Source organism: Neisseria sp. 27098_8_158 (assembly GCF_041433145.1).
Lineage (GTDB): Bacteria > Pseudomonadota > Gammaproteobacteria > Burkholderiales > Neisseriaceae > Neisseria > Neisseria subflava_E.
Window position 1 is genome coordinate 152,682 of record NZ_JAPWAZ010000001.1, and the last position, 12,133, is coordinate 164,814.

The 12,133-nt window shown below is 46.0% G+C and carries 10 protein-coding genes; 8 read left to right on the plus strand and 2 right to left on the minus strand.

The features are described 5' to 3' along the window. Positions 1-24: 24 nt before the first annotated feature. Positions 25-1,455 carry an Asp-tRNA(Asn)/Glu-tRNA(Gln) amidotransferase subunit GatB gene (gene gatB, locus O3681_RS00750; RefSeq protein ID WP_371459056.1) on the plus strand — a complete coding sequence of 477 codons (1,431 nt, stop codon included), beginning with the start codon at positions 25-27 and terminating at the stop codon, positions 1,453-1,455. 79 nt (positions 1,456-1,534) lie between these two features. Further along, a complete protein-coding gene (locus O3681_RS00755; protein WP_371459057.1) occupies positions 1,535-2,539 on the plus strand; it encodes an FAD-binding oxidoreductase in 1,005 nt (334 codons plus the stop codon). A 235-nt stretch (positions 2,540-2,774) separates the two neighbouring features. Here O3681_RS00755 and O3681_RS00760 read toward each other — a convergent pair whose 3' ends face one another. Next, positions 2,775-4,883, minus strand: coding sequence for a LysM peptidoglycan-binding domain-containing protein (locus O3681_RS00760; RefSeq protein WP_371459058.1), 2,109 nt, complete (start codon positions 4,881-4,883; stop codon positions 2,775-2,777). A 156-nt stretch (positions 4,884-5,039) separates the two neighbouring features. On the opposite strand from O3681_RS00760, the gene O3681_RS00765 reads away from it, so the two are divergent. The 5 genes from O3681_RS00765 to O3681_RS00785 all read left to right on the plus strand — a co-directional run bounded on the left by O3681_RS00765 (position 5,040) and on the right by O3681_RS00785 (position 10,005). Then, positions 5,040-5,699 (plus strand): class I SAM-dependent methyltransferase, encoded by a 660-nt coding sequence (locus O3681_RS00765; protein ID WP_371459059.1) that lies wholly within the window; start codon positions 5,040-5,042, stop codon positions 5,697-5,699. Between the two features lie 43 nt (positions 5,700-5,742). Next, positions 5,743-6,570, plus strand: coding sequence for a bifunctional DNA-formamidopyrimidine glycosylase/DNA-(apurinic or apyrimidinic site) lyase (gene mutM / locus O3681_RS00770; protein ID WP_371459463.1), 828 nt, complete (start codon positions 5,743-5,745; stop codon positions 6,568-6,570). Positions 6,571-6,634: 64 nt separating this feature from the next. Then, complete coding sequence (locus O3681_RS00775) at positions 6,635-7,420, plus strand: 1-acylglycerol-3-phosphate O-acyltransferase (RefSeq protein ID WP_371459060.1); 786 nt, start codon at positions 6,635-6,637, stop codon at positions 7,418-7,420. 188 nt (positions 7,421-7,608) lie between these two features. Further along, positions 7,609-8,346 (plus strand): redoxin family protein, encoded by a 738-nt coding sequence (locus O3681_RS00780; RefSeq protein WP_004520136.1) that lies wholly within the window; start codon positions 7,609-7,611, stop codon positions 8,344-8,346. 252 nt (positions 8,347-8,598) lie between these two features. Next, on the plus strand, positions 8,599-10,005 hold the full coding sequence (locus O3681_RS00785; RefSeq protein WP_107723056.1) for a dihydrolipoyl dehydrogenase: 1,407 nt from the start codon (positions 8,599-8,601) through the stop codon (positions 10,003-10,005). A gap of 73 nt (positions 10,006-10,078) precedes the next feature. Here the strand turns inward: O3681_RS00785 and O3681_RS00790 are convergent, their stop codons facing one another. Continuing rightward, positions 10,079-11,209 carry a PilT/PilU family type 4a pilus ATPase gene (locus tag O3681_RS00790; RefSeq protein WP_107723057.1) on the minus strand — a complete coding sequence of 377 codons (1,131 nt, stop codon included), beginning with the start codon at positions 11,207-11,209 and terminating at the stop codon, positions 10,079-10,081. Positions 11,210-11,416: 207 nt separating this feature from the next. Here O3681_RS00790 and O3681_RS00795 point away from each other — a divergent pair, with 207 nt between their 5' ends. After that, a complete protein-coding gene (locus O3681_RS00795; protein WP_107723058.1) occupies positions 11,417-12,118 on the plus strand; it encodes a 5'-methylthioadenosine/adenosylhomocysteine nucleosidase in 702 nt (233 codons plus the stop codon). The last annotated feature ends 15 nt before the right edge of the window (positions 12,119-12,133 follow it).

Genomic DNA, 12,133 nt, shown 5'->3' on the forward strand with positions numbered 1-12,133 from the left:
CTTTTTTTCGACAGAAAGACCCTTATGACTTGGGAAACCGTAATCGGACTGGAAATCCACGTCCAACTCAACACCCAATCCAAAATCTTCAGCGGCGCATCCACTGCATTCGGTGCCGAGCCTAATGCCCACGCCAGCGTGGTTGAGTGTGCGTTGCCGGGCGTATTGCCGGTAATGAACCGCGAAGTCGTCGAAAAAGCCATCAAACTCGGTTTGGCTTTGGATGCGAAAATTAATCAGAAAAACGTGTTCGACCGTAAAAACTATTTTTATCCTGATTTGCCGAAAGGTTATCAAATCAGCCAGTTGGATTTGCCGATTGTTGAGCACGGCAAGCTGGAAATCGTAGTAGGCGATGAGGTTAAAACCATCAATGTTACCCGTGCGCACATGGAAGAAGATGCGGGTAAATCCGTGCACGAGGGTTTGAACGGTGCCACCGGTATCGACTTAAACCGTGCCGGTACGCCTTTGTTGGAAGTTGTCTCCGAGCCTGAAATGCGCTCTGCAGCCGAAGCTGTGGCATATGCTAAAGCGTTGCACGGTTTGGTAACTTGGCTGGATATTTGTGACGGTAATATGGCGGAAGGCTCGTTCCGCGTCGATGCCAACGTTTCTGTACGTCCAAAAGGTCAGGCTGAGTTCGGTACACGCCGTGAAATCAAAAACCTCAACTCTTTCCGCTTCTTGGAACAAGCCATCAATTATGAAGTGGAAGCGCAAATCGAAATTTTGGAAGACGGCGGTAAAGTACAGCAGGCAACCATGTTGTTTGACCCTGAAAAAGGTGAAACCCGTGTGATGCGTTTGAAAGAAGATGCGCACGATTACCGCTATTTCCCAGATCCAGATTTGCTGCCGGTCATTATTTCAGACGGCCAATTGCAAAAAGCCAAAGAGCAAATGCCTGAATTGCCGCATGAAATGGCGGCGCGTTTTGTTGCCGATTACGGTGTGTCTGACTATGATGCGCGCCTGTTGACTGCCAGCCGCGCCCAAGCTGCCTATTTTGAAGAAGCAGCCAAAGCCTGCGGCCAAGGTAAATTAACGGCGAACTGGATGAATGGCGAGCTTGCCGCCACCTTGAACAAAGAAGGTTTGGAATTAGCTGAAAGCCCGATTACGGCTTCACGTCTTGCTGAGTTGGTTGCTAAAGTTGCGGATGGAACATTAAGCAGCAAATTGGCGAAAAAAGCTTTTGAAGCAATGTGGGCTGAGCCTGAAGCAGATATTGCTGAAATCATCGAAAAACATGGTTTGCAACAGATTACCGATACTGGCGCAATTGAAGCTATGGTGGATGAAGTGTTGGCAAACAATGCGAAAGCCATTGAGCAATTCCGTTCCGGTAATGAGAAAGCCTTGAATGCGATTGTCGGTCAAGTAATGAAAGCAAGTAAAGGCAAGGCCAACCCGGCTCAGGTTCAAGAGTTGATTAAAGCCAAATTGGCTTGATAGATAGGACAGGCCGTCTGAAAACAGGCTTTATTTTCAGACGGCCTTTGTTTTTGATAATAAATTTATTCTAAATACCATGACACATACCATTACCTTACCAGATCAAACTACATTTACGGCGAATGAGAACGAAACTGTTCTTGCTGCCGCAACCCGTCAGAATTTAAATTTGCCTCATTCTTGCAAAAGCGGTGCCTGCGGGCAATGTAAGGCCGAGTTGATTAGTGGCGAATTTGAAATGGGCAAGCATATTGATAAAGCCATCAGTGAAGAAGAAAAAGCGCAGGGTAAAGTGTTATTGTGCTGTACCACTGCGAAGAGCGACCTCAAAATTAATGTGCCGGGTTTTAATCAAAATGCTTTGCCAGTACGCACATTGCCGGCACGTATTGAAAACATTGAAATCAAACACGATGTTGCTTTGCTCAAACTGGCTTTGCCTAAAGCGCCGCCATTTGCATTTTATGCCGGGCAATATATTGATTTACTGCTTCCCGGCAATATCAGCCGCAGCTATTCAATTGCCAATTCGCCTGATCAAGAAGGCATTTTGGAATTGCATATCCGCAAACGTGAAAACGGCGTATGCTCAGAAATGATTTTTGGTGCAGAGCCTAAAATCAAAGAGAAAGGCATTGTCCGCGTTAAAGGCCCATTGGGGGCGTTTACTTTGCAAAAGGACAGCGATAAACCGATTGTTTTGTTGGCAACGGGTACAGGTTACGCACCTATCCGCAGTATCTTGCTTGATTTGATTTATCAGAATAGCGAACGTCAGGTTCATTTTTACTGGGGAGCACGTCAGCAGGAGGATTTGTACGCATTGGAAGAAGCAGAAGCATTAATAGGCCGTCTGAAAAATGCGAAATTCTCGCCTGTTCTTTCTAAGCCTGATTCCGATTGGAAAGGGGAGAATGGGTACGTGCAAAATATTGCCGCACAAAGTTATCCTGATTTGAGTCAATATGAAGTTTATGCTTGCGGGTCACCAGCCATGACGGAGAGTGCGCAAAGTTTGCTGACTCAAAAATGTGCTTTACCGGAAGATGCCTTCTTCTGTGATGCTTTTTCACCGGCATAGTGATGTTTATACAGGATTTATATGTTTGAATGCAGCTGTTAAGAGTAAAATTTGATGGCAATTTGTTTGAGAAAGAGTGTGTTTTTGCATACTCTTTTTTCTATGTGGTAGTTATTGCATAGATGTTTATGTCTTGAAGAGATGACTATTTTGTTATCAAAAATTGAATTTATTATTTATCATAAAGAAAAAGGCCGTCTGAATATTTCAGACGACCTTTGTTTTGAAGCAAGTATTAGCTACCAATCAGTTTCAAACGTTGACCAGGGGTCACCGTACGGGTATTGCGGTTCCAACGGCGGATCTCATTAACATCAACATTGAAACGGTTGGCAATGGTGTTCAAAGTATCACCTTTACGTACAGTGTAGGAAACGTTTTGAATCGGGTTGCTGCGGACTTTTGCCGGAGCAGCTGTAACACGGAGGATTTGGCCTTTTTTGATATTGTTACCTTTGATGTTGTTGGCAATAATCAAATCAGCTACGCTCAAGTTGTAACGTTTGGAGATATTAAACAACGTATCACCATCTTCCACACGGTGTGTGCCTGCTGCAAGTGCTGCAGTTTGTGTGTTTTGTTGGCCATTTACACGGGCAAGACGCGCATTGATGCGTTGTTGTTGTTTAGCGGTATTAGCTGCGATACGTGCGGCACGAGCACTTTCGGCAGTCACAACAGTTTGAACTTGTTTGGCTTCAGAAGTCGCTTCAGCAACAGTCGCTGCAGGTTCTTCTGCAGGTCGGCTTTGTACCAAGGCCATCAGGTCATCATGCTCTTCTTGAACCGGAGCAACAGCAACAGATTCAACTGCTGGAGTAGGGACTACATCGTTTGCGGCAACAGTCGGCGCGGTCAAGTCTGCAGGGATGGCTGATTTGGGCGCTTCTGTAACATTTTTAGCAATGGTCTCGGTAGTCGCATGGGGCATGGCTGCAACTGGAGCAGGCACTTCCGCATTTGCAACTTGAGGTTGGGCTTTGGTTTCTGTTACCACTACGGAAGTAACGTTTTCAGTTTTGCTGCGTGCAATAAAGTCAACCGGTTTGCTGGACTGTGGAACAACAGGAGCAACAATATTGGTCACGGTGGTTTGAGCAACTTTAACCGGTTCTGCTACGCTGGAAGCAATAATCGGAGACATAGTCGGCATATTGGATTGGTAAGTATCCGGAGTATTGTCTTTGTCGATAAAGTTAATAATGTCTTGACTTTGGGTAGCTGAGTTTTTAGCCACCAAAATGCTGCGGCCTTCAGAAATGGCGCTACCGCTCAGGCCGTTGAGGCGCTTGAGTTCGGCTACGCTCATGCCGGTATCGTTGGCAATGGCATTAAGCTTTTTGTTACCCAAAGAAGTATAAATATCCCAAGACATCAGGGTATCTGGATTGGCATTGCGGTAGTTCTTCTCAAATGCGGAAACCGCAGAAACCGGCAACAACAGACGACGATTGTTTTTAGGGATAAATACCGGGGCATTGAAACCTGGGTTGAGTGCCAACAGTTCGCTTTCGCTGATGTTTGCAAAACGAGCGATTGTGCTGTTATCAATAGGTTTGTCGATGCTGACAGATTTGAAATACGGCTGATTGCTGATTTCGCTGATATTCATGCCAAAAGTTTGCGGATTGGCAACGATATTACGTACGGCCAAAAGTTTGGGGACGTAGTTGCGTGTTTCGTTCGGCATACGCAGATTTTCGTATGTCGGTTCCAAACCTTGCGCGCGGGCGCGGTTGACAGCGCGTCCGACATTACCTTCGCCCCAGTTGTAAGCGGCAAGCGCCAAAGACCAGTCGCCGAACATACCGTGCAGGTATTGCAGGTAGTTCAATGCGGCATCGGTAGCGGCGTAAATATCGTGGCGGCCGTCATACAAAGGTGTTTTTTCCAAGCCGAAGTGGCGGCCGGTAGCCGGCATAAATTGCCACAGGCCGGATGCGCCGACGTGTGATTTGGCTTTGGTTACGAATGCGCTTTCAATGAAAGGCAGCAAAGCGATTTCAGCGGGCATATTGCGTTTTTTAACTTCATTAGCAATATGGTACATATAAGGTTTGCTGCGAGAGATGGTGCGGTCGAAATATGCACTGTTTGCAGCAAATTTGTTTTCATGGCGGCGAACCAGTTCTGTGTTGACTTCGTTGATGCGGAAGTCTTTACGCAACGATGCCCATAAGCTACCGGAGCCAAAGGTTTGTGCTTTGGCTTGGTCGAGCAGGGCGGAGTTGAGGCGCATCATGGCCATGCCGACTTGGTTGGGCGTAGCGTTTTGCGCATAGGCTGTGGCGGAAACCGCCGACAGGCTTGAAACGGTCAGAGCGATGGTTTTTAGTTTTGCCATAGTAAATAAAGTTATCAAATATATAATAAAATTTCGTCTTTTTGATAGTATCGTTTCAGCATTTAAACGTCAAGTCGAGCAGGGAATTTGCTTGTGTGATGTGGTCGTGGTGTTAAAATTCTGTCACACAAGTCGGGATGCATAGGGGAGCCTTTAATGGAAGTTTTTTTTATGCAAACGCCAATGGGGCAATATCTTGCTCAAAAAGAGGCGGATTTTTTCAGACGGCATTTGCAGTATTTGAATAGGCAGGTGGCGGTTCAATTGGGCGGTGTATGGCAGAGGCCGTCTGAAAATATGATTGTAGTGCCTCGCGATGTGCGGATGGATGCTGAAATGTTGGCATTTGAAACGCATTCCGTGGATGTGTTATTGATGCCTCATCTTTTGGAAGTTTCATCTGCAGATTTGGTGTTGCAAGAGGCGTTTAGGATATTAAAACCTGAAGGCAGGTTGATTTTGACGGGGTTCAACCCTAAATCTTTGTGGGGATTAAGCTCTTGGTTTGATGGGGAAAAGCTGCCTTTGAAATCTCAATGCTTGGCTCTGGCTGAGTTGAAACGAAAAATTGCGGATATTGGTTTTGAAATAGAATATGGGCAGTTTATGGATTATCTGCCTGCTGTGAATTCGCCTTCTGCTTTGAAGTTTTGGAGGTTTATGGAAAAGGCAGGGGATAGGTGGTGGCCTCAGTGTGCGGCGGTTTATGGGATGGTGTTAACGAAACATTTGATTGGTGTCCATCCTTTGCCTGAATTGGAAACTGCATTCGATGGCAATACGGTTGCTTTAAGTACGGCACGCTTGGCCGAATAGTTTTCAGACGGCCTATATATAATGATGAATTTGGAGAATAATGATGCCTGAATTACCTGAAGTGGAAACGACTTTACGTGGAATCACACCGCATATTGATGGCAAGAAGATAGAAAAAGTCATTATTCGCCAGTTTAAATTGAGATGGCCTATCCATCCAAACTTGGCGCAAATTTTGGCCGGGCGCAAAGTTTTGGCATGCAGTCGGCGTGCGAAGTATTTGATTATTACTTTTGAAACGGGTATTTTACTTATTCATTTGGGTATGTCCGGCAGTTTGCGGATTTTTACCGCTGATGATGAGCGTATCGCCACGCCGGATAAACACGATCATTTGGATTTTGTATTTGATGACGGTACCATATTGCGTTATCACGACCCGCGTAAATTTGGTGCGGTATTGTGGTATGAGGGTATTGCCGAACATCATCCACTGTTGGAAAAGTTGGGACCGGAGCCTCTCTCGGGCGATTTTGATGCAAATTACCTGTATCAGAAATTGAAAACCCAAAAGCGTGCAGTCAAATTAGCGCTGATGGATAATGCGGTGGTGGTTGGCGTTGGCAATATTTATGCGAATGAAAGTCTGTTTAAGGCAGGTATTTCGCCATTGCGTCCGGCGAATAAGCTGGCCAAGAAAGAATGCGCATTATTGGTGGAAACCGTTAAAGCGGTTCTGCAAAGGGCGATTGAAACGGGCGGCAGTACGCTGCGAGACTTCGTTAATAGCGATGGTAAAAGCGGCTACTTTCAGCAGGAATATACGGTCTATGGCCGCCACAATGAGCCTTGTGTCCAATGTGGCGGACTGATTTTTAAAGAAACTTTGGGGCAGCGTGGAACATTTTATTGTCCAAATTGCCAGAAATAGTTTCAGACGGCCTTAAATGTCAGAGGCCGTCTGAAAATAATGAACACAATACAGAAGAAATTTTATGTCTAAACAAAAAGCTCCTTTTTTTAAACGACTGGGCAGACTTTGCCGTTTGGCAGCTTGGTTATTCAGAACCGGTCGGGATTTGCGTGCCATCGATGGCAACAACGCAGAGGAACGCAATCACGCTGTGGTTGTTTTGGGAAAAGGTGCATTGGATGCTTTGGATATCGAATTGGAAATCGGCGTACCGCCTCAAGGAAATGTGAGCGGTACTTTGGTCGTGGCTAACCATGTGTCTTGGTTGGATATTTTTGCCATGAGCGCCGTTTATCCGAGCAGTTTTATTGCAAAAAAGGAAATCAGCGATTGGCCGGTTTTGGGGAAAATGGGTAAAAATGCCGGTACGGTGTTTATTAACCGCAATTCCCGCCGTGATGTCGAACCGATTAATCAGGCGATTTGTGCGGCATTGAAAGCAGGGCAGAATGTCAGCTTCTTCCCCGAGGCGCGCACTTCTTCCGGCTTGGGTATTTTGCCGTTTAAAGCAGCCCTGTTTCAATCGGCTATTGATGCGAAAGCGCCGATTCAGGCGGTAACCTTACGCTATTATGATGATGAAGGACAACGGACGGACTTGCCGTCTTATGCGGAGGTAAACCTGTTTCAGTCTTTGTGGCGTATTGTTTCTATGAAGAAAATCCGTATCCGTTTGGATTTCTCGCCCCAATACAAACCGACAGACATGCCGGATAAAGACCGCTATGCTTTGAAGGATATTGCGGAAACAGCCATCGGCGAAATTGTGGCTTCGGATTCGCCCGTTCAGCCCTTACCTAAAAAATAATTTCAGTCAGGCACTTGTTTTATTTCAGATAGCCTTCATTTAGAAGAACAGCTGTTTTCGGTTTAATTGAATTGATAGTTTGATGTAATTAATATTATTTGAACTATAAATTATACAAATCGATAGGCCTGCATTAAAATGCAAGCATTGATTCATTTCTCAAACCTGAATTTTTAAGGAGCTTAAAAATGGCTTTGCAAGATCGTACCGGTCAAAAAGTACCTTCCGTAGTATTCCACACTCGCGTTGGCGACACTTGGAAAGATGTTTCTACTGATGATTTGTTCAAAGGCAAAAAAGTAGTCGTGTTCTCTCTGCCTGGCGCATTTACTCCAACTTGCTCTTCTTCTCACCTGCCACGCTACAACGAATTGTTTGGTGCGTTCAAAGAAAACGGTGTTGACGCAATCTACTGCGTATCTGTAAACGACACTTTCGTAATGAACGCTTGGGCTGCTGAAGAAGAAGCCGACAACATCTACATGATCCCTGATGGCAACGGTGAATTCACTGAAGGCATGGGCATGTTGGTTGACAAAGAAGACTTGGGCTTCGGTAAACGCTCTTGGCGTTACTCCATGCTGGTTAACGACGGCGTGGTTGAAAAAATGTTTATCGAACCTGAAGAACCAGGCGATCCTTTCAAAGTGTCTGACGCTGACACTATGTTGAAATACATTGCTCCTGACTGGAAAGCTCAAGAGTCTGTTGCCATCTTCACCAAACCTGGCTGCCAGTTCTGTGCTAAAGCTAAAAAAGCTCTGCAAGACAAAGGCTTGTCTTACGAAGAAATAGTATTGGGCAAAGATGCAACTGTTACTTCCGTACGCGCTATTACCGGCAAGATGACTGCTCCTCAAGTATTCATCGGCGGTAAATACATCGGCGGTAGCGAAGACTTGGAAGCTTACTTGGCTAAAAACTAATTGCCTGTATGCTTGAGACGGCTTGAAAAGGCCGGCTGAAAGACCAAATATAGAGTTATTCAGACGACGTTTGCAAATCGGCGTTCTGAATAACTCTATATTTACAAGTAGAATTTGAGATTATTGTTTTAAATCGATATTTAGATATTTGCTATTGATTTTTAAATTTTGATAGTTTATGAAGTTTAGGCCGTCTGAAAACGGATAACCTGATGGCAATATCGGTTTGGATATAGACAGTAAGGATAAAATATGAAAAAAATTCAAGCAGATGTGGTAGTACTGGGTGGCGGTACAGCCGGTATGGGTGCATTTCGCAATGCCCGACTTCATACAGACAATGTTTACCTGATTGAAAACAATGTATTCGGAACAACTTGTGCGCGTGTCGGCTGTATGCCGTCCAAATTGCTGATTGCAGCTGCGGAAGCGCGCCATCATGCTCTGCATACCGATCCGTTTGGCGTGCATTTGGATAAAGACAGCATCGTCGTCAACGGCGAAGAAGTCATGCAACGCGTTAAATCCGAACGCGACCGTTTCGTCGGTTTTGTAGTCAGCGATGTAGAAGAGTGGCCTGCCGACAAGCGCATTATGGGTACGGCAAAATTTGTTGACGAACACACCGTCCAAATCGATGACCACACTCAAATTACTGCAAAAAGTTTTGTGATTGCCACAGGTTCGCGCCCTGTGATTTTCCCTCAGTGGGAAGTTTTGGGCGATCGCTTGATTGTGAACGATGATGTTTTCTCTTGGGATACTTTGCCTAAAAGCGTAGCCGTGTTCGGCCCCGGCGTTATCGGCTTAGAGTTGGGTCAGGCTTTGCACCGTTTGGGCGTGAAAGTTGAGATTTTCGGCGTAGGCGGAGCCATCGGCGGTATTTCCGACCCTGTTGTTGCTGAAGAAGCCAAAGCTGTTTTTGGCGAAGAGCTGACTTTGCATTTGGACGCCAAAACCGAAGTCAAATTGGACGCAGAAGGCAATGTTGAAGTTCATTGGGAACAAGATGGCGAAAAAGGTGTGTTCCATGCCGAATATGCTTTGGCTGCCGTCGGCCGCCGTCCAAATGTGGACAATATCGGTTTGGAAAACCTGAATATCGAAAAAGATGCGCGTGGTGTGCCTGTTGCCGATCCGCTGACCATGCAAACCAGCATTCCGCATATCTTTATCGCCGGCGATGCGTCCAATCAATTGCCTCTGCTGCATGAAGCTTCCGACCAAGGCAAAATTGCCGGTCACAATGCCGCTATTTTCCCGAATATTGAGGGCGGCTTGCGCCGTAGCGTAATCGGCGTGGTATTCACCAGTCCGCAAATTGCCACTATCGGCTTGAAATACGCGCAAGTTGCGGCGAAATATCAGCCTGATGAGTTTGTAATCGGCGAAGTTTCCTTCCGAAACCAAGGCCGCAGCCGCGTTATGTTGGTAAACAAAGGTCATATGCGTTTGTATGCTGAGAAAGCGACCGGCCGTTTCATTGGTGCGGAAGTTGTCGGCCCTGCTGCCGAACATTTGGCACACTTGATGGCTTGGGCGCATCAAATGAAGATGACGATTCCGCAAATGCTGGATATGCCGTTCTACCATCCGGTTATCGAGGAAGGTCTGCGTACTGCATTGCGTGATGCCGATGCAAAATTGAAACAGGCTTGATTATTTGATGGAATAAAGGCCGTCTGAAACTCATAATGAGGTTTCAGACGGCCTTTTTTATGCTGTGAAGTTGTTAAATCAATTCTAAATCCGGACCGGCATTTTGCGCACGACGGCTTCGTAATTGAATGTCTAAGCGCAAGTCATGGGCGGAGTCGGCATTTTTAATGGCGTCTTGATAGCTGATATCGCCGTTTTCATACAAATCATATAAGGCTTGGTCAAAAGTAATCATGCCCATGCCGGTTGATTTTTTCATCATTTCTTTGATGTTGTGGACTTCACCTTTTCGAATCAAGTCGGCAATAATGGGCGAATTGAGCAAAACCTCGACAGCCGCTACGCGTCCCCGTCCGCCTTCACGGGGAATCAGGCGTTGCGAAATAAAGGCTTGCAGGTTGAGCGATAAATCGGTTAGCAACTGGTTACGGCGCTCTTCGGGGAAGAAGTTGATGATGCGGTCCAGCGCTTGGTTGGTACTGTTGGCGTGCAGTGTCGCCATACACAAATGGCCGGTTTCCGCGAAGGAAATGGCGTAGTCCATGGTCTCGCGGTCGCGGATTTCACCAATCAAGATAACATCCGGTGCTTGGCGCAGGGTATTTTTCAATGCAATCGGCCAATTTTCTGTATCTACACCGATTTCACGTTGGGTGATGATGCAGTTTTTGTGTTGGTGGATAAACTCAATCGGGTCTTCGATGGTAATAATGTGGTCGAAGCTGTTTTCGTTTCGATAGTCGATAAGGGAGGCGAGGGAAGTGGACTTGCCCGAACCTGTACCGCCGACAAAAATAATCAGGCCGCGTTTTCTGAGGGCAATGTCTTTCAGAATCGGTGGCAGATTGAGCGTTTCAAATTTAGGGATATTGCTGGTAATGGAGCGGAATACCAAAGCAGTTGCACCGCGTTGAACCATTGCATTGACACGGAAGCGGCTGGTATCGGGCAGGCTGATGGCGAAGTTGCATTCGTTGGTGGAAGAAAATTCTTCGATCTGTTTGGAAGACATAATCGAAAAAGCGATTTCCATACATTTTTCAGCGCTTAACGGCTCATCGGTCAGCCGTATGATTTTGCCGTCCACTTTCATGGCCGGCGGGAAGTTGGTGGTAATGAAAAGGTCGGAGCCTTTGTATTTGCTCATATGGCGTAGCCAAGCGAACAATTCTTCTTTTGCGCCCGGAGTATTTTCGTCAAACATAAGAATTCAGATAGTTAATATTAAGTTATTTTATTGAAAATAATTATAACAGAAGCAATCATTATTTGCTGTTTTGCCCACTAGAGTGGCTATCTGTTTTAAATTGAGTGTCGTGCTGGGAATATAGCAGATTTTTCAGTATCCCTGTGATTTTAAATTCTGCTGTTATAATGTTGCCCGATTAGTGAATGGAAAGGTGGTAACGAGATGTCAGTACAAACAATTGCCGTGGTCGGCGCAATGGAGCAGGAAATTGAGCTTTTGCGTGAAAGCATGGCCAATGTCAAGCATGTGTCCTTCGGTAAATTCTCGGCATATGAAGGCGAATTGGCCGGAAAACGCATGGTATTGGTTTTGAGTGGTATCGGTAAGGTTAATGCAGCGGTTTCGACTTCTTGGGTCATTCATCAGTTTGCACCGGATTGTGTCATCAATACCGGCAGTGCAGGCGGTTTGGGCAAAGGGCTGAAGGTTGGCGATGTGGTCATCGGCGAAACTATGGCGCATCATGATGTTGATGTAACGGCTTTTGGTTATGTTTGGGGACAAGTACCGCAACTTCCTGCGGTGTTTGCATCGGATGAAAACTTGATTCGCCAAGCAGAAAAGGCAGCTCAAGTGTTTGAAGGTGCAGCCGTAACGCAAGGTCTGATTGTCAGTGGCGACCGTTTTGTACACAGCAGCGAAGGTGTCACAGAAATTCGCAGTCATTTCCCAGAAGTCAAAGCAGTAGAAATGGAAGCTGCGGCGATTGCGCAGACCTGTCACCAGTTGGAAGTGCCGTTTGTGATTATTCGTGCCGTATCCGATTCGGCAGATGAGAAAGCGGACATCAGCTTTGAAGAGTTTTTGAAAACGGCAGCCGTCAGCTCGGCGAAGATGGTGACCGAGATTGTCAAATCGCTATAAAATCATGCAAAAGCG

Bases quoted from the DNA above. Each gene is read 5' to 3' on its own strand.
- gatB (WP_371459056.1), top strand. From the start codon at position 25: ATGACTTGGGAAACCGTAATCGGACTGGAAATCCACGTCCAACTCAAC.
- O3681_RS00755 (WP_371459057.1), top strand. From the start codon at position 1,535: ATGACACATACCATTACCTTACCAGATCAAACTACATTTACGGCGAAT.
- O3681_RS00760 (WP_371459058.1), bottom strand. From the start codon at position 4,883: ATGGCAAAACTAAAAACCATCGCTCTGACCGTTTCAAGCCTGTCGGCG.
- O3681_RS00765 (WP_371459059.1), top strand. From the start codon at position 5,040: ATGGAAGTTTTTTTTATGCAAACGCCAATGGGGCAATATCTTGCTCAA.
- mutM (WP_371459463.1), top strand. From the start codon at position 5,743: ATGCCTGAATTACCTGAAGTGGAAACGACTTTACGTGGAATCACACCG.
- O3681_RS00775 (WP_371459060.1), top strand. From the start codon at position 6,635: ATGTCTAAACAAAAAGCTCCTTTTTTTAAACGACTGGGCAGACTTTGC.
- O3681_RS00780 (WP_004520136.1), top strand. From the start codon at position 7,609: ATGGCTTTGCAAGATCGTACCGGTCAAAAAGTACCTTCCGTAGTATTC.
- O3681_RS00785 (WP_107723056.1), top strand. From the start codon at position 8,599: ATGAAAAAAATTCAAGCAGATGTGGTAGTACTGGGTGGCGGTACAGCC.
- O3681_RS00790 (WP_107723057.1), bottom strand. From the start codon at position 11,209: ATGTTTGACGAAAATACTCCGGGCGCAAAAGAAGAATTGTTCGCTTGG.
- O3681_RS00795 (WP_107723058.1), top strand. From the start codon at position 11,417: ATGTCAGTACAAACAATTGCCGTGGTCGGCGCAATGGAGCAGGAAATT.